This window comes from Paenibacillus sp. FSL R5-0713 (assembly GCF_037973325.1).
Lineage (GTDB): Bacteria > Bacillota > Bacilli > Paenibacillales > Paenibacillaceae > Paenibacillus.
In genome coordinates this window covers 4,991,704-5,008,940 of the sequence record NZ_CP150229.1, presented here as the reverse complement: position 1 = coordinate 5,008,940, position 17,237 = coordinate 4,991,704, and the positions used below count along the sequence as shown (strand labels likewise).

At 47.3% G+C, this 17,237-nt stretch carries 15 protein-coding genes; 8 read left to right on the top strand and 7 right to left on the bottom strand.

From position 1 onward, the window contains the following. Positions 1-150 precede the first annotated feature (150 nt). Both MKZ12_RS22325 and MKZ12_RS22320 read left to right on the top strand, forming a co-directional pair. The gene (locus MKZ12_RS22325; RefSeq protein WP_339256775.1) at positions 151-1,188 is read left to right on the top strand and encodes an ROK family protein; all 1,038 of its coding nucleotides are present in this window, start codon (positions 151-153) and stop codon (positions 1,186-1,188) included. Positions 1,189-1,452: 264 nt separating this feature from the next. Next, positions 1,453-2,652, top strand: coding sequence for an MFS transporter (locus MKZ12_RS22320; protein WP_339261493.1), 1,200 nt, complete (start codon positions 1,453-1,455; stop codon positions 2,650-2,652). A gap of 113 nt (positions 2,653-2,765) precedes the next feature. Here the strand turns inward: MKZ12_RS22320 and MKZ12_RS22315 are convergent, their stop codons facing one another. Beyond that, entirely contained in the window at positions 2,766-3,371 is a 606-nt protein-coding gene (locus tag MKZ12_RS22315; protein WP_339256773.1) for a DedA family protein, read from the bottom strand. Positions 3,372-3,802: 431 nt separating this feature from the next. On the opposite strand from MKZ12_RS22315, the gene MKZ12_RS22310 reads away from it, so the two are divergent. The 4 genes from MKZ12_RS22310 (at position 3,803) to MKZ12_RS22295 (ending at position 8,708) form a co-directional block, all read left to right on the top strand. Next, positions 3,803-4,105 (top strand): AbrB/MazE/SpoVT family DNA-binding domain-containing protein, encoded by a 303-nt coding sequence (locus tag MKZ12_RS22310; RefSeq protein WP_278298676.1) that lies wholly within the window; start codon positions 3,803-3,805, stop codon positions 4,103-4,105. Further along, positions 4,102-4,437: a type II toxin-antitoxin system PemK/MazF family toxin gene (locus tag MKZ12_RS22305; protein ID WP_339256770.1), complete on the top strand. Its 336-nt coding sequence runs from the start codon at positions 4,102-4,104 to the stop codon at positions 4,435-4,437. Before MKZ12_RS22310 ends, MKZ12_RS22305 begins: the two co-directional genes overlap by 4 nt. A gap of 238 nt (positions 4,438-4,675) precedes the next feature. Further along, entirely contained in the window at positions 4,676-7,843 is a 3,168-nt protein-coding gene (locus MKZ12_RS22300; protein WP_339256768.1) for a GNAT family N-acetyltransferase, read from the top strand. Next, on the top strand, positions 7,830-8,708 hold the full coding sequence (locus tag MKZ12_RS22295; protein WP_339256766.1) for a TatD family hydrolase: 879 nt from the start codon (positions 7,830-7,832) through the stop codon (positions 8,706-8,708). The genes MKZ12_RS22300 and MKZ12_RS22295 overlap by 14 nt, the downstream gene beginning before the upstream one ends. 177 nt (positions 8,709-8,885) lie before the next feature. Here the strand turns inward: MKZ12_RS22295 and MKZ12_RS22290 are convergent, their stop codons facing one another. Next, positions 8,886-9,842 (bottom strand): aminoglycoside phosphotransferase family protein, encoded by a 957-nt coding sequence (locus tag MKZ12_RS22290; RefSeq protein ID WP_339256765.1) that lies wholly within the window; start codon positions 9,840-9,842, stop codon positions 8,886-8,888. A gap of 97 nt (positions 9,843-9,939) precedes the next feature. On the opposite strand from MKZ12_RS22290, the gene MKZ12_RS22285 reads away from it, so the two are divergent. After that, a complete protein-coding gene (locus MKZ12_RS22285; RefSeq protein ID WP_339256763.1) occupies positions 9,940-11,103 on the top strand; it encodes an iron-containing alcohol dehydrogenase in 1,164 nt (387 codons plus the stop codon). Between the two features lie 134 nt (positions 11,104-11,237). Here MKZ12_RS22285 and MKZ12_RS22280 read toward each other — a convergent pair whose 3' ends face one another. Then, positions 11,238-11,660 carry a hypothetical protein gene (locus MKZ12_RS22280; protein ID WP_339256761.1) on the bottom strand — a complete coding sequence of 141 codons (423 nt, stop codon included), beginning with the start codon at positions 11,658-11,660 and terminating at the stop codon, positions 11,238-11,240. Between the two features lie 331 nt (positions 11,661-11,991). On the opposite strand from MKZ12_RS22280, the gene MKZ12_RS22275 reads away from it, so the two are divergent. Continuing rightward, a complete protein-coding gene (locus MKZ12_RS22275; protein WP_339256759.1) occupies positions 11,992-14,049 on the top strand; it encodes a methyl-accepting chemotaxis protein in 2,058 nt (685 codons plus the stop codon). A gap of 182 nt (positions 14,050-14,231) precedes the next feature. On the opposite strand, the gene MKZ12_RS22270 is transcribed toward MKZ12_RS22275, so the two are convergent. The 4 genes from MKZ12_RS22270 to MKZ12_RS22255 are packed head-to-tail and all read right to left on the bottom strand — an operon-like array spanning position 14,232 to position 17,236. After that, positions 14,232-14,618 carry a Rid family hydrolase gene (locus MKZ12_RS22270; RefSeq protein ID WP_339256757.1) on the bottom strand — a complete coding sequence of 129 codons (387 nt, stop codon included), beginning with the start codon at positions 14,616-14,618 and terminating at the stop codon, positions 14,232-14,234. 19 nt (positions 14,619-14,637) lie between these two features. Beyond that, positions 14,638-16,014: an amidase gene (locus tag MKZ12_RS22265; RefSeq protein WP_339256755.1), complete on the bottom strand. Its 1,377-nt coding sequence runs from the start codon at positions 16,012-16,014 to the stop codon at positions 14,638-14,640. Then, the gene (locus tag MKZ12_RS22260; protein ID WP_339236635.1) at positions 16,011-16,196 is read right to left on the bottom strand and encodes a hypothetical protein; all 186 of its coding nucleotides are present in this window, start codon (positions 16,194-16,196) and stop codon (positions 16,011-16,013) included. The genes MKZ12_RS22265 and MKZ12_RS22260 overlap by 4 nt, the downstream gene beginning before the upstream one ends. Positions 16,197-16,207: 11 nt before the next feature. Continuing rightward, positions 16,208-17,236, bottom strand: a complete 1,029-nt coding sequence (locus tag MKZ12_RS22255) for an ABC transporter substrate-binding protein (protein WP_339256753.1) — start codon at positions 17,234-17,236, stop codon at positions 16,208-16,210. Position 17,237 lies beyond the last annotated feature (1 nt).

Here is a 17,237-nt window from a genome sequence, read left to right as displayed (position 1 = left end):
CTGTCTTTTTGCCTTCCCGTCCAAACGTTTTTCGTTCCAAAATAAGCATTGACTTTCCTCCCAAATCGCCATACACTTCAATTATTAAAATACTTTTAAAAACTTTCATTGAATGGTTCGAAATGAACGAAAGGAGGCATATAACTAACGATGTTACCCACATCACACAACACCCAACAGGTGAAGCGCATTAACGTTGAATTGGTGAAGAATACACTCCGATCCATGGGCGTAGGCACAAAAGCTTCCATAGCAAACCTTACCAAACTCAGCGTAGCGACATGCGGCACGATACTGAATGAGTTACTTCAGACAGGTGAGATTATCGATTTAGGTCCAGACGAGTCGAGTGGGGGAAGACCTGCAAGTCGGTATCAGTTTAATGCTGACTACGCCAGTGTACTGTGCCTGATTATTCGAACAGAGGGCGGCATTCACTCGATCACACATACATATGCCAATCTGAACGGAGAGATGGCGGACGAACAGACACTCATATTGGATGAGATTAATGTAAGTGTGGTAGAGGATCTGATTGCAAACCTGATCGAACAACACCACAATGTGCAGGCGATTGGTATCGGCATACCCGGGGTGGCGCACAACGGAGTGATTGGAATTTGCGATGTACCGGAGCTGATGTATCAGCCACTCGGGCCAAGGCTTAAGGAGCAATATGAAGACGTGGAAGTGGTCATTGGCAACGACATGAACCTGACGGTCTACGGACTTTACAACCAGCAGCAATTTGAGGAAGAGAAGAACTTCGCGGTGGTGACTTTTCCGGAGAACCATTTTCCGGGGGCAGGCTTTATCATTGACGGTCGTCCGTTGACCGGGAACACGCAATTTGGGGGAGAAGTGTCCTTTTTACCTTTTGGCGTGTCACGGGAAGAGCAGTTGAGCATGTTGAAAACGACGGAAGGGTTGCAGGAACTCGTCACAAAGACGCTGATCTCCATCATTGCGATTATCAACCCGGCTGCGATCGTCGTTACGGGCGATACAATGGACCCGGCTATGCGGGATGACCTGTTACAAGGCTGTCGGGATCACCTGATCCCACAGGAACATATGCCGGAGTTGATCATCCAAAGAGACACACGGCGCGAATATGTGACGGGGCTAGTCGCTGTTACACTGGAGAGCCTGACCTACCGCATTCAGGTGGTTGAGAAGCAGTGGTAGGAACTACTTATTGTGAATTGGAGTTAAGCAAAATTTTTGACACGACAACGGAGAGGGCAGAACCAATCTGAAGAACGCCTTTATCACTGTATTTTCACCTTTAGGAACGATTCAAAAAAATACAGGGATAACAGCGGTCGGAAGATGGTACTGCAATCGTAGTTATAACGTGCATTCATTTTTCTGAACACACTGGAGGAACTTATTTTGAATCAGCAAGCAGATACACAAGGCAACAAACGAAAGTTCAACAAGCTGTACGCCATGCAACTGGCAACAATCTTTTTGGGATTTATCGTATTTGGGATATCGGAAAATATTAAGGGGCCGGCCATTCCGCGTATTCAATTCGACTTCAATCTGGATGAGAAACAGCTCGGCACGTTACTGTCCCTGAATGCACTGGGCTATCTGATCGCCTGCTCGTTCACGGCTATACTGGTTCGCAAATGGGGCATCAAGGCGGTTAGCATCATATCGTTTGCATCGATGATCCTCTCGGGTGTGTTCATTTACATGTCTCATAACTATCCGCTCTTTGCTTCATCATACTTCTTCATGTACATCGGTAACGGCATGCTGGAGATTGCTTTGGCGATTCTGGGTGCACGGATCTTTGTGAAAAATACAGGTACGATGATGAACCTGTCCCATTTCTTCTATGGGCTTAGTTCAACGGTAGCGCCATTGCTGGCGACAGGGGTGATGTCGTTGAGCGTGTTCGGACATGTACTGGACTGGCGCGGCATGTATCTGGTGATGTTATCACTCTGTCTGCTGCCGATCATTGCGGCGCTGCGCAGTAAATTTCCGGGGGATGATCTTCCTCATGAAGATCGGACCTCGCTCAAGACGTTAACACGTGATCCAGCCATCTGGCTGATGGTGCTCATTCTTTCTTTTGGCGTGGTATCGGAACTGGCGGTTGGGGGTTGGCTCGTTAACTTTCTGGAGAAAGCCTATACGTGGGACACGGTGAAAGCTTCGGGGTTACTGTCAGCATTCTTCCTTACGTTCTCGCTTGGACGTTTGCTGCTGGGTCCTCTAACGGACCGGATCGGATTTGTACTGTCGCTTATAATCTTCTCTGCGTTCTCGGCCATTTGTACGTTTATTGCGCTTGCCGGAGGAGAGGGTCTCGCCATCTTCTTTGCCATCTCGGGTGCGGGTATAGCGATGATCTATCCAACCGTTATGGCGTTTATCGCACGCAGATATCCAAACGGCAGTGACACGGCGATTACGTTTACAGTTACCCTGATGGGGGTCGGCAGTGTCATCGGTAACTATGTGATTGGCTGGGTTATTGAAGGTGTGAAGAATATGTACGGTTCAACGACTCAGTTGGGACTGCTGCGTGGGCTTCAAGCGGGATATGGATTCATTGGATTATGTGCGGTGATCTGTGCGGCATCGGGTGTAGTGTTGTATGTGTATTTGAGAAGAAGGCAGGAACTGATTTAGAAATCAATTGCAAAGATAAAAGCCCCATTGATCGCCATGATCGGTGGGGCTTTGCATATGAATAACCAAGTTGAATTAGTACGAGATATCGTCTCCGCATTACCTCACCAAGCCTATGACTTGTTCAAAGCCGCTCTTCTTTTCCAACGTTTCAAAAGCACATACAATCCAAAAGCGCCCAAGAAAACCACCGCTGCCGGAACGATATAAGGTTTAACAATCTCATCCACGTGCTCCCATTGAGAGCCTAATTTGAAGCCTAAGTAGATGTATAATGAGGTGATCGGAAGCATGGCCAGGAATGTAAAGAGACTGAATTTGAACACATTCATCTTCGCCATTCCGCAAGGGATGGAGATCACGGTCCGAATGCCAGGTACAAAACGGCCATAGAAAGCGACCCCGCTGCCATATTTCTCGAAGAACGTATCGGAGGCGTCCAGATGATGAGGTTTAATCAAGAAATACTTGCCGTATTTTTCGACCATAGGTCTGCCGCCGTACCGTCCCAGGGCATATAACGTCAGAGGGCCAAACGTTCCACCTATGGTACCCGCCAGTATAGCCAGCCACAGTTTCATATCTCCAAGGTACACCCAATATCCCGCCATGGGCAGCACGAGTTCAGCAGGTACGAATTCAAACGACAAGGCAATAACGAGACCTGCGTACGACAAATCTTTGAAAAAAAGTATAAATTGCGTGATCCACTCCGTCATGCTTTCCCTCCACAAATCTATCTATTTTTTATAGTTTAGAAACACTCCTATACCAAGAGTAACAATAGCGAATAGAGCTTGTCAAAACTCACACGCATATCCGATTAAGCCCGTCACGGCGGGATATGTTAGGTCATACATAAGCGATATCTCATTCGACATGCGTTGAGCAGGCGGTCGGTCTTGGAACAAGATGAACTCCATATCACCCTGCCCCTAACACCAATATAACACTCTGAAAATGTTTCCAAATATAGCGTGATAAAACTATCACTAGCTTCTTCACCATCCTGTACATAAAGAGAAGAAGATCAGAACATGACCGAAACTTCGATTATCGACCAGATCCATATTATGGTTGAATACAATGTATCCTTTTATTGTTTCATGTATATCATATAGATATACAACTGTAGGGAGGTGAGGTATAATTGGAGCATCAATCAAACGAAAGGCGTGGGATTGCCATGACTACAGCCACACTTAGCAAATGGGGAAATAGCAGTGCAATTCGTATTCCTAATCAATTGCTTAAGCGTCTTAATCTGGAAGAAGGCTCGGAAATCGAGATTTTGGTGACAGAAGATAATGAATTGTTGTTGCGTCCAAAAATCAAGCCTGTAGAGTCCAATGAGGAACTACGTAACCATCTAAAGACGTTGCTCTCTAAAGTGAAACAGGATACAAGACATGAAGAAATAGACTTTGGCACTGAAGGGAACGAGTTACTTTGATTATTCCCAAGCGAGGCGATCTGATATGGCTTGACTTTGATCCTCAAGCGGGTCATGAGCAAGCCGGGAGACGACCGGCTATTGTTCTATCGGAACTTGAATTCAATGAAATAACGGGTTTTGCCGTTGTAAGTCCCATAACGAGCCAAGCCAAGGATTATCCTTTTGAAGTTACACTACCAGAAGACCTGCCATTTTCAGGTGTTGTTTTGACAGATCAGTTGAAGAGTCTTGATGTGCGGCAACGACGTATCCAAATTGCGGGACATGCCGAACCAACCTCTGAATTTATGAAATCAGTTCTACGCAATGTCCGTTCTATATTGGCATAATTGAAAATTAGTAGCTGATCATATTCCTAAATCCACGTCTAACTAAAAGACGTGGATTTTTTCTTTCATATCTAAGTAGCTTCATCCATCCTTGACGCTTCGAATAAGAGCTTCCGAAAGGCACTTATAAGTTGATAAGAAAGATTTTTAATCCTCTGAAAATGCTTCCAAATATAGTATGATAAGACTATCACTAGCTTCTTCACCATCCTGTACATAAAGAGAAGGAGATCCGAACATGAACGTAACTTCGATTATCGATCAAATTCAGATTATTGAGTACGATCCCTCTTATGCTGCCGCACTCGCGGATATGTGGAACCGCAGTAATGAGAGCTGGGGAGGCGGCACCAACCTTAGAACAGAGGAAACGGTTCGCCGCGAGATGGAGAGTTCGTCCAATCTTCATGCATTTCTAGCCGTTCATGGGAAAGAGGTAGTTGGCTTCTGCAGTTTTGCTCATTACCGCTATGACGAGAGAGCGTTATATGTACCGTTGCTTAACGTACGCCCTGACTATCACGGGTACAAGGTCGGACGCAACCTGATCCTGAATGCTGTGCGCAAGACCGTAGAGGCCGGATGGCCCCGTCTGGATCTGTTCACATGGGCAGGCAATACGAAGGCTGTGCCGATGTACAAGAAATGCGGATTCTTCTGGGAGAAAAAAGATGAGAATGTGCATCTGATGAATTTCATTCCCACCATCTTGCAGACTGAAGCACTTGCTCCTTATTTCGAGGAGCTGGATTGGTATGCAGACAGCACGCGTGAACTCGTCGTCGAGCCGGATGGCCGACGGGAGCGTGGGTTTGATTTCTTTGACTATACGTGGAAAAAGGGAGAGGTCTCCCTGCGGGCTGAATTTGAAAAGTCGGGTCGCGGGCTGACGGCCCTCGAAACACCGGATTACGAGATCGCTACAGAGGTCGATGCTCATGATCTGGTTTTCGGTTCCAGCTACAAGGTTCGCTATCGCATCAAGAACACTTCTGCGTCCGATCTGGCGGTTGAGATCAAGGGTGAGGATAACAAAAATATTCGATTTGCGCTAGACGTTGCACGAACAGTGGCTCCGGGAGAAACCATTACCGTGGAAGGTGAGTTTCACCTTGATCCGATTACAGAGGAACAGAATAACAATAAGACCCATCCCGTTGTTGCCAGCACATGGCTGATCGGTGGTAAGAAAGCGGAGTTCAGGTTAGGTATTGCCCCGAAATTTCCGGCCAAGATCAAGACCGTTTTGCCCGTGAAGGAGCTCTTTCCAGGTATCCCGGCGGAGTTAATTCTGAATGTGGAAAATAATGTGGATGCAGAAACAGAGTTCAGCCTGAACCTGCCTGAGGATGAATTCCTTGAATGGGCGGAGCGTTCGATACGCTTTACGGTGCCTGCTAAAGGCAAAGTGTCTGTGCCAGTACGCTTCACCTTGCGTTCATATGGTCTATATTTCCAAGAAGTAGAAGTGACAGCTGTCCCCGTGGGGAACCATGCGATCTCTTTTACAAGCAAAATTTCTGTCCTGATGAAGGGGATCGAGGGCAAATATGGCGGGCAAATTGAGGATCAATGGGTGGCCGTCAATGGCGCATTCTCGCTCCATATGAACAAGCATGATAACGTCATGTGGATTGAATATCCCGGTTCACGTCATTCATTCTGGTGGACTTATCCGAAGCTGGGTAAGCCGTTTGCCGAAGAGTTATCCAAGAAACAAGCCAAAGAAGTGAATATTTATCCCGAAGGGGAACGTCAGGTTCTTGAAGCGCTGTATGACTCGGAGGATTTCCCTGGCTTACAGATTAAGTCCGTGGTCAAGCTGTCTGCGAATGGAATCGCCGAATTCCACCACGAAGTTGAAAATACACGAGATACTGCCTGGGAAGAGGACCTGTATCTAATGAATAACTTCGGGTTCTATGGTAACAGGTTGATCCTTCCTTATCAGGGGCGCTTCGTTGACATGGGTGATGATTATGCGGGTGATCCGAACCGTTGGAATAGCTCACAGATTACGGAGAACTGGCTGTTCTGCAAAGAAGAGTATGGGGCGTGCGGCATCTATTGGGACCCTTCCCTGAAGCTTCTTCGTCCGGAATACACGCTGGGGTTGCAGCATGAACTGGGACGTTTGGAGGCAGGGGCTGTAGCACGAACCAAGGAAACGGTGTTTGCTCTGAACACGTTTGCCAAATGGCATGATTTCCGTGCATTTGCCAGGAAGCAGCGTAACCCGGTCATTCCTTTGCTAGACAGTCATCTGGATCTGACACTCAGTGAGGGGAATCCATTTGCCCCGGATGTGCTGCAAGCAACGTTGACTGAACATAAACTGGTTCCGCTTGCGGGCAACCTGGAGCTGTATGTACAGCAGGGTAGCGAACCGGAGGTTATGGCAAAAGCGAAGGAATTCAATCCGGAGCAGAATCTAAACTCCGCCAAACTGACATTTTCACCGGACGAAGTGGATCGCCAACAGCACGTGAGTGGTTGGAAAGTTCGTGGGCTATACCGAGGCGAAGATCGGATTCAGGTGCGAACGGCGCTTTGGTTCCCGCAGACCGGAACAGAGGTGAAGCAGAAGATTGAAGAAGGTTCTTCGGGATCTGTATACACTGTAGACAATGGTGTATTGTCGATCGCCGTTGCTCCAGAATTCGGCAGTATCGTACACTCACTGAAAGTTGCAGGCGAAGAATGGCTGGACAGCTCGTACCCTGAACCTGCTCCACGCTCATGGTGGAATCCGTGGTACGGCGGGTTGGGAGTGGCGATCCCGGGCATGAATGGTTTCAGCCGCCAGTTGGAACAGAGAGTCGCTTCCTGGACAGAGCAGAAGGATCAATACGGTAACGTCTGGAAGGGCATTAAACTGACCACCCGGATTGAGAAGCATGAAGCGAATCGGGGAATCACAATTCACCAACATTATTTGATGCTGCCGGGTGTTCCTGTGCTCTGCACGCTGCTTGCGGTGACAAACGAAAGTGGCCTGACGCTGACGGATTACTCGCTTGCGGAGGAACGTTTCCTCCAGCCTTCATCTGTATATGCGGAAGGATGGATAGAGCAACCGGGCAAAGATCGATTCCCATTAGGCAAAGTAGATGTGGGCCTGCCACTGGAAGACCTCTTGCGAGTCGGATCGGTTTCGCGTGAAAACATGCTGCATGCGGTCCATCGTTACCCGAATCAGAGTGCTTGGGCTTTTGCCAACAATCAGGTGACGGGTCTGCACGTGAATCATCATCTGACACTCCATCACGGGGAGACGGTCTGGACGGAGCCAACATATCTTGTCCTGGGACCCATCCCGCTGAGTTCAGCGGATGTGCATGACCTTCTCAAACTGAATTTTGCAACTTCTACCGATAAAAAGGAGGCTTCACATGCCGATCATTGATATTCATATTCATCTGTCGGACATCGAGAGCTTTCACCGAACAGCAATCGATCTGTCCAAAGTGGATTACTCAGCCGCAGGTCTTAAAGCGGAATTCGATAAAAACGACGTCATTTTGGGCATTGGAATGGGGGTTACGGAGCAGACGAAGGGAGCGTTCCCGGATTCCAGTTCCCCCAACCCGATGGGGCTTGATTTGGAGAAAAAGGTTCCGTCATTCCTCATGGAGTGCGTGGGCATTAATCCTAATGCGCTGGATGGAAAAAATGCTCAGGATGAGCTTGACCGGATTGAAGCTAGACTGCAATCCCCTGAGGTAGCCGGAATCAAACTCTATGCCGGTTACTATCATCACTATGTGTATGACAAAATCTACACCCCTGTCTATGAACTCGCAGCCAAGTATAACTTGCCTGTCGTCATTCATACAGGAGACACGTACTCCATGAACGGGTTGCTTAAGTACTCGCATCCACTGACCGTGGATGAATTGGCCTTTCAGCAGCGCGGTGTGAACTTCATGATCTGTCATCTGGGTGATCCCTGGGTGATGGATGCGGCTGAAGTGGTGGCGAAGAATCCGAACGTGTATGCGGATTTGTCTGGTCTGGTGGTGGGGGATCGGCCTCATTTTGAACGCTTCATGAACGAGCCTTTGTTCATGGATCATTTCCGCCGGGCCTTGGTCTATTCGGATCATTACGAGAAGATGCTGTTTGGCACGGACTGGCCGCTTGCGCCTATCGACCTATATGCCGAATTTGTCCGCCGACTTGTACCGGAGCAGCATCATGATAAGGTGTTCTACGAGAATGCCTTTGGACTATTTCCACGGATTGAACAGAGGATTGCCGATCTGGGTTAAAAGGGTAGTAATGAAACTTTAATATTTGAGGGGATATCATCCGTGTATGTCTTTCATGGAAGATGCGAGGTTCACGCTAAATCCCTGCCATGTAAGCTCCTGCCACTTTATTGGCAGGAGCTGTTTGGATTCAAGATGAGAGTGAATTCATCTTACGTCTAATCTGAAATGAAGTGATCAGGAGAACAAGGGTTCAGTCACCATTTTCATATACTTTTTTAAGTCGTCTTTGGCTTGGGGGGAGTGTTGCCAAACTCCAAGGTTCCAACTCATATAACGAATTCCGAGATATCGGGATGCCGAGGAGAAGTACTTTTCAAATTGATTTTGTGGAATATCGTATCCTTGAGAACTAAGAGCCTCCCGATAAATCTCAACTTGTCTCATATGTGCACAGCGCAGAGGGATGTCGAAGAACAGGGAGCCATACCTTGCTTCCTCCCAATCGATAAAATAAACGTCCTCATTGTTGTGTACCAATACATTGCCGGGATTCAGATCATTATGAATCAGCGTATGCGTATGTTCGTCCTCGATAAGAGTTTCAAGATCATTTGCGATGCTACTTGCTACAGCTTCAATCTCCCCAATGAGCGTTGAGCCAAATTCCTCAATGAATGATGGACTTTCTATGGCGTTTTTCCAAGAAGGTCTCCAACGAGTTTCGATCATATCAACGATATGAGATCGATCCACATTAGATATCCAGGGCAATTCTTTTTTTGCCCCCATATTCGTTCCATGTATGTAAGCCAATGCTCGTAATTCTTTATTCTGAAGCAGATTTATATCCAAATGACTATAATCGGTTTGGTAGTCCACATCCTGGATACAGATCAGGCTGCGATCCTTGTTATGAGGTTCATTGGTTAGGCTATAAGGTACATTTGCTCCTTGTAAAAATAATCTGGACAAGGCAGAGCGTTCAATAAACGTAGCCTTCTTGGTCACGAGAGAAATATCCCTGTTCACTCCATTTACAAGGAATTCAATATAATGTCGAAGCAATTCAACGGCTTGAGATCCCGTCCCGACAGGGTTACTTGTAATACTTTGAATGTGAACATCCGAGGATACATATTGATGAATGGTGTGTTTTATTAGTTGTTGTAATGTGATAGACTCCATGTTCATCTGTTATCTCCTTCTTGCCTGTATTTGTTTTTACGAATAAAGAGAACTATAATGGTGGATGCACAAAATTTAAGACTTTTTTGGAGGAACATACGTAATGAGATCTTTTCAGTTTTATAATCCGACCCGGCTGATTTTTGGCAAAGGGCAGCTTCAAGCACTGCAAACCGAAGTTCCAAAATACGGAAAGTGTATTTTGCTTGTATATGGTGGTGGAAGTATCAAGCGCAGCGGCCTGTACGACCAGGTGATCGGCCAGTTGAATGAGATTGGAGCAGAGGTGACGGAACTCGCTGGTGTAGAACCGAACCCCCGTCTATCTACAGTTCATAAGGGCGTAGAACTATGCAGAACACATCACATTGATCTGGTTCTTGCGGTTGGCGGCGGCAGTGTACTTGATTGCGCTAAGGCCATCGCCGTAGGGGCCAAATACGATGGGGATATGTGGGATGTTGTTGTGCGCGAAGCAACTCCGCAGGGCGGACTTCCACTGGGTACAATTCTGACGATGGCAGCGACAGGTTCCGAGATGAATAACGGTTCAGTGATTACGAATCAAGATACACAGGAGAAATGGGCATGGTTCAGCGAGTATTCATTCCCAGCGTTCTCGATTCTTGATCCGGTAAACACATTTACGGTACCTCTGGATCAGACTGTATACGGCATGGTGGACATGATGTCGCATGTGTTTGAACATTATTTCCATCTGGATACGAACACACCGGTTCAGCTTGGATTCTGTGAGACGATTCTTCGTACTGTCATCGATACTGCCCCTCGCCTGATCAAAGATCCTGAAAACTATGAACTGCGCGAAACCATTCTCTACTGCGGAACCATGGCGCTTAATGATGTTCTGAATATGGGGCTTGCTGGAGACTGGGCATCTCACAACATTGAACATGCAGTGTCGGCCGTGTATGACATCCCTCATGGGGGTGGCCTTGCCATTCTGTTCCCGCACTGGATGAAGCATAATCTGGATGTGGATGTAAGTCGATTCAAACGTATGGCCGTTAATGTATTTGATATCAATCCTAATGGAAAATCAGACAAACAAGTGGCTGAAGAAGGCATCGAAGCCCTGCGTACATTCTGGACTTCAATTGGTGCTCCTAGCCGTCTGGCTGACTATGACATCGACGACAGTCAGATTGATGTGATGGCTGATAAAGCGATGCGATTCGGTCCGTTCGGATTCTTCCAGAAATTGCAGCGTGAAGATGTCGTGCAAATCTATCAAGCCGCACTGTAATTGGAAATTCACTTATATAGTGAATGTAATTAACAAGGACCTTCCTGTACGACTGAGGAAAGTCCTTGTTTTTATTTTAGCACCATCTATTGTACGTTCAACGGCATATTCCAGATTCATATCTTGCGAGCACTTTAAGATTGTTCAACCGTTTCATCATTCCCACCAGTATACATCCGTTTCAGATACAACTTGCTTGGACGGTGCAAGAGCACGATGAGCAGGGCGAAGAGATGAATCAGGATAAACAGGTTACTTTCATTGGGAATAGCAACAAGTAGCGCCAAACTTAGAAATGTCACGGTGAGCTTGAACTTTCTCTTGGTGATGAATATAACGGCGAGCAGACTTGGTCCAATCATAAACAACATTCTGCCTACGATTACGCCAGAGGCGTAAGCCAGATCATCCCCTTTGCGTGAGAAAGCAAGATAGGCCTCCATGTTCTGGTTAAAATCGATGAGGAACACAATAAAGGACACTATCACGTAGATCAATTTTACACTTAATAAAATGCGCACGACATTTAAAAGTGTGGGTAAAGCTGTTTTTACCATATCACTTCTCCTCTTCTACTTCGAACCCATATGATGGATTGTACTCCTACTCCTATTCCTATTCCCCTTCAATGAATCGTCCTTTTCTTTCACGATATGTATTTCATACATTAACCGATGATGGGGATGTCATATTTTGTATTAACCCAAAGTCTACATTTTCCAATCGTCAACACCGATCCTGTACCTACAGTTATCCGCTTCCAAAGAATAAGGAAAATATTTTTGAAATCGTTTTCTATACTGGACGTTTATTTAATAACAACCGATATAAAGTTAACCTATATTATATGGGACACAACAAGAATGAGGATGGATGGTGAATGTATTCATGTTATTTGCAAAAGCGAGGCAACGCTTGACCAACATGTCTTTTCGGTTCAAATTGCCAATGATGATCAGTATTCTGGTCTGCATCGTACTGGCCGTGACGGCAGTACTGTGTTACAAAGTGGCAGAGGAGATCACACTGGACAAAAGCAAAGATGAGATCCAGTCGACTTCTGAACGGATTGGAGCAGGTTTATTTACTTCACTAAGTCTGCAGGAGCAGTCCACGTTTCTAATCACAACACATCGGACATTCCAAGACTTGCTGGAGATTAGAGATACAGCAGGACAGAGTGCTGACGCGTTTTTTTCGGAAAATAGCGAACTGGTGAACAAGGCCAATGGCATATTGGCAGACAGCCTGACAGGAATGGAGGGCAGTAGCGTTCTAATTCTCCTGGATCGGGAAGGCGTTGTGGTTGCAGCAAACAATCCCGAAGTGGTCGGCGGGGAACGTGCCACACGCACGTATTTTCAGCAGGCACTTCAAGGGAAAAACTATGTCAGCGAAGGTGTGATCTCCGAATCTCTGGGAACGCTGGGGACCGTCTTTGCAATGCCGATCTACGGTGATAACAAGGAAGTGAAAGGCGTGCTTGCGACGACTGCCTCGACCTCATTTTTCGTCAACCAGTTACAGAACGTCAAGATTAACGAAGAAGGAAAAGTTATTATACTGGATCGTTTAGGTCTGGTTATTTTTAATTCAGCAGATGAGAAAATGATTGGTCAGAAGATGGATTCCTCTGAGTATCAGTCGCTGATTGATCTGCCTGCCAATGAGCAGTTGCAACAAGGGGAGGCGAGCACGGAGGAAAAAGTGGTGTTCTACTCCAAAATTCCGAAGTCTGATTGGACTGTCATTGTGGAGGATACGTATGAAGATGTGAAGAAGCCGCTGACAGGTATGGCGAATCAAATGTACATTGTTCTGTTCAGTGCTATTGTGGTGTCGATCATTGCAGGCATCCTGATCTCGCAACTGGTAACCAGACCGATTAGCCGAATTACACTGTTGTTCAAACAGTTGGCCGGCGGAGACCTGACTGTTCAGGCACAAGGCAAATATACCGGAGAGTTCAAAGAACTGGCAGACAGCTTTAACACGATGGCCGAAGGGAACAAACAGCTGATCTCCAGCATGAACCATTCCATCGGCATCCTGAATACAAGTACGACGGAGCTAGAAAATTCCACTCAGCAAACCTCGACCACGATTGCTGAAACAACAACAACAGCATTTGAGATTTCACGAGCTATGGAGTCCCAGGCGAACGATACGGAAGCCATAGTGGACAAATTCATGAATGTTGGTAACAAGATTGAGAACGTAAATGAGATGTCGCAGTCCGTTATGCTCAAGGCAGATGAAATTACGGATGCATTCAAAAATAATCATGAAGTTATCGATGCGCTCATTGCGGTGAACGGACAGAACGAGATTGAAGTTGGCAACATCTCCAAAATTACAGTGCAACTCGCTGAAAGCTCCTCGGGCATTCACCAGATCACAGGTACCATTACCGAAATTGCGAATCAGACGAAATTACTTGCGCTGAATGCTTCCATTGAGGCTGCAAGAGCGGGTGAGCAAGGGCGCGGCTTCGCCGTGGTTGCTTCCGAGATTCGCAAGCTGGCAGAGCAGACGACAGCGCAATCGGAGGATATCAATCGAATTGTCATGCAGACCATTAATCACGTGGAACAGAATAACCGAAGTGTTCAGGCCATTGAGGAGATTACGGAACAGCATAAGAGCAGTGTAAGCCAGACCAAGGAGACATTCAATTTCGTCACCCAGAATATGAATGAGATGATGAGCCAGGTCCAGGCCATTGCCACGGAGATCCAATCCATTGAACGTGATAAGGATGACGTCATTGGAGCTGCACAGAATCTGTCCGCTTCCGGGGAAGAAGTATCCGCGTCTGTGGAAGAAGTCACTGCGACGATGCAGGAGCAGTCCGGTATGACAGAACATCTGGCAGATATGGTGCAGAGAATTGATGGACTGACCAAACAACTTGCCGAAGAATCATCCCGCTTCAAAATAAAGTAGCCTAGCAGCCTGCGTAGTGAGAAGCAGTATAGCTAGTCTGTGAGACACAGCGTAGAATTTCTTCAGTTTACACAGTTAAATGAATACGAAAGAAACCCATTCCTCATAGGAGAACTGGGTTTCTCCGACAATGTGAGCATCTGTACCCATCTAATGGTCCAGGTGCTTTTGTGTGTGATGCGCTACTCTCCTCGAATGGATGGTGCATACGCCAGCACTTCCATCTCAATTAAATAAGGGCCTAACCCACTGAATACGGTCATGCGGGCGGGATAGGGCTGCTTAATCATTCGCGCATATACTTCGTTGTATGCGGGCTGATCCTCCACTCGTGCCAGATGAGTCGTTACCTTCACGATATGATCCAGTGTAAGTCCGGCTTCTTGCAGGATCACTTCAATATTACGAATACATTGTTCAGTCTGCTCCTTAATACCGCCGATAGGCTCAAGGGTCTGTGGATCAACGCCTACCTGACCTGCAACGTAGACCATATCTCCTGCACGGACAGCGTGGGAGAAAGGAAGTGGGAACTTGGGTGCTGTACTCGCATGTATGATGGTAGACATAGAAGTTATCATTCCTTTCTTAGTGAGGGTGTATATTGGTTGTTAACTGATGCCAGTTTGTAGCCTGCTGATATTGATGGGCGATGGACAACAAGCGGTCTTCTCGCATGAGTGGACCAGCAAGCTGCATGCCGATTGGTAGTTGCTTCCCTGAGGAAGTATCAAATCCGATGGGAACGGTAATGGAAGGTAGTCCTGTATTAGTAAAAGGCCCGTTGAAAATCGGACTACCGGTCTTGTAGCCATAGGGGGCCACATACGGCGTTGATGGAGTCAATAACACATCTACTTCATCGAAAAGCATCATCATCTCGCTGCGGAATATCGTTCGAATGCGCTGTGCCTGCAAATAATCAACAGCACTCGTTTGGAAGCCGAGTTCAAGTTGCTCCCGCATCGTGTGACCGTAGCGATCAGAGGCTTCTGCGAAGCGTTCCTGATGGAAGGCAGCGGCTTCCGCTCGCATAACTGTACGATGAGCGGCAATAGTCTCTTCCATATAAGAAGGCAGGTCGACTTTTTTCCATTGCATGCCCAGCTTCTCAAGTACAGCGATGGCCGACTCTACCGCTAACAAGATCGCCGGTTCATCGGTCTGGAAGAAAGTGCTCGGCAGGCCGATCACCATTCCTGAAACAGGATGCTCAAGCTTATTGGTTAAATCCGGCTTGCCATAAGGGAGCGTGAAGGAGTCCAGCTCATCTTGCCCCGCCATCGCTTCCAGAACGATCGCGTTATCTTGTGCGGATCGAGTGAAGGCACCCATATGATCTAGGCTCCAACTTGCTGTGATGACACCATTACGGCTAACCCTGCCGTAAGTTGGCTTCATACAGGTTAATCCATTGTAAGCTGCGGGTCTGAGCAGAGATCCGAAGGTCTGTGTTCCGAGTGTGAAGGAGGCCATGCCAGCCGCTACAGCAGCGGCGGAGCCTGAACTGGAACCACCGGGGGTATGTTCCAGATTCCACGGATTGCGGGTTGGCGGCTCTCCTCCCTGGAAGGCATATTCCGTTGTTGTTGTCTTGCCTAGGAGGATCGCGCCGGCAGCCTGCAACTTATCAATGACAGTAGCATTCGTCTCTGGTATGAAGTCAGGGTAGGTACTAGATCCGGCCGAGGTGGGTATGCCAGCGGTATGGATAATGTCTTTCGCTCCATAAGGAATGCCATGCAGAGGGCCGAGATAGTTGCCATTCATTAGCTTGCGTTCAGACTCTCTTGCGGCCTGCAAGGCTTGTTCCGCGGTGACCGTAACAAAGGCTTGCACAGCAGGCTCTACGCGCTCAATGCGAGTCAAATAGGACTCTGTAAGCTCAACAGGAGATATCGTCTTGTTTTTAATCCATGTTGCAGCTTCCATAATCGTTAGTTCGTTTAGTGGTTTTGTAATCATCGCAGAGGTACCCTCCTATGCGGCGCATTGGGGCCGACTTCTTCTGACAACTTGAAACCTCGAATCAGTTCCAAGTCGGCTGTAAATAGAGCAAGCTCCTCACTCGTAATAACTCCGTTCGTGTATTTCGCACTTTCCGTACGGCGGTGTGTGAGATAGTCGTCCTGTTTCAGAGTAATCACCCTTTCTCTCTCTATTTGGTGAAGCTTGAATCGATAATGTCCTCGTAAGCGAGGTCTTCCTTCAGATTGCCGATGAAGCGCTGCATATCGATTGCGGTGTTAAAAGCTGATTCGTTGATGAGCCCCTCAGCAGGGTATACCTTGCTGTCAATCATACGTTGTACGGCTTGTTCCACGACTTCTTTGTCCAGATTGGGGAACTCTTTTACAGCGACTGCTTTGGCACCATCAGGATTGGTTTGAATATAGTCCAGGGCTTGCTCGATAGAGGTGACGAAGCGCTGGGTGAGATCAGGATTCTCCTCAATGAAGCTTGCGGTTGTATTCATCGTTGCAAAGGCGAAGTCAGGATAATCTTTCGTGAAATCATGGACAATGTGCAGCCCCTCAGCAACGCCTTGATCCAGTTGGGGTTCGTAAACGATAGCAATATCAGCTTTGCCGGCTAATACAGCACCAAGTTCGGAGCCATTCTGAACCTCGGTGATCGTCACATCTTTGTCGATATCGATGTTATTGTCGGCGAAAAGCTTCCGCAGTAAACTGTTGGAGCTTGTAGGTGCCAAACCTACAACAATGGTCTTACCTTTGAAATCCGCTGTTGTGTCCACCGTTACTCCTTCTCGTGCAACCGCCCATACAGGAGCACTGCCGGACAGAAGGACCAATGAGCGAGCATCTCCACCCTTGGCATTCGCGAATGCTACATGCTCAGGACCATGAAATGAGAACGCTGACTCGCCCGAGATGACCGATGACAATGCTGTTGGTCCACTTCCTGCAGCACGGATGGAGGATAGCTCAATGCGATTCTCCTCTAAGAATCCTTGGTTATTCGCTACATAGAGCGGAAGGTAGAGCAAATTGTGATACACCTCGGACACCATGATTTTATCCACCTTCGCAGTATCTTGCCCCTCATTACTGGATGCACCACCGCCACTTGCAGGTGTTGCGGCATTGCTTCCGCATGCGCTGAGCAGTGTGGTCAAGATCATCGTCATCGTTGCCAGAATAGCTATCTTTTTGAATGTACGCATT

Bases quoted from the DNA above. Each gene is read 5' to 3' on its own strand.
- MKZ12_RS22295 (WP_339256766.1), top strand. From the start codon at position 7,830: ATGCCGATCATTGATATTCATATTCATCTGTCGGACATCGAGAGCTTT.
- MKZ12_RS22270 (WP_339256757.1), bottom strand. From the start codon at position 14,618: ATGTCTACCATCATACATGCGAGTACAGCACCCAAGTTCCCACTTCCT.
- MKZ12_RS22320 (WP_339261493.1), top strand. From the start codon at position 1,453: ATGCAACTGGCAACAATCTTTTTGGGATTTATCGTATTTGGGATATCG.
- MKZ12_RS22275 (WP_339256759.1), top strand. From the start codon at position 11,992: ATGTTATTTGCAAAAGCGAGGCAACGCTTGACCAACATGTCTTTTCGG.
- MKZ12_RS22290 (WP_339256765.1), bottom strand. From the start codon at position 9,842: ATGAACATGGAGTCTATCACATTACAACAACTAATAAAACACACCATT.
- MKZ12_RS22285 (WP_339256763.1), top strand. From the start codon at position 9,940: ATGAGATCTTTTCAGTTTTATAATCCGACCCGGCTGATTTTTGGCAAA.
- MKZ12_RS22280 (WP_339256761.1), bottom strand. From the start codon at position 11,660: ATGGTAAAAACAGCTTTACCCACACTTTTAAATGTCGTGCGCATTTTA.
- MKZ12_RS22315 (WP_339256773.1), bottom strand. From the start codon at position 3,371: ATGACGGAGTGGATCACGCAATTTATACTTTTTTTCAAAGATTTGTCG.
- MKZ12_RS22325 (WP_339256775.1), top strand. From the start codon at position 151: ATGTTACCCACATCACACAACACCCAACAGGTGAAGCGCATTAACGTT.
- MKZ12_RS22300 (WP_339256768.1), top strand. From the start codon at position 4,676: ATGAACGTAACTTCGATTATCGATCAAATTCAGATTATTGAGTACGAT.
- MKZ12_RS22265 (WP_339256755.1), bottom strand. From the start codon at position 16,014: ATGATTACAAAACCACTAAACGAACTAACGATTATGGAAGCTGCAACA.
- MKZ12_RS22255 (WP_339256753.1), bottom strand. From the start codon at position 17,236: ATGCGTACATTCAAAAAGATAGCTATTCTGGCAACGATGACGATGATC.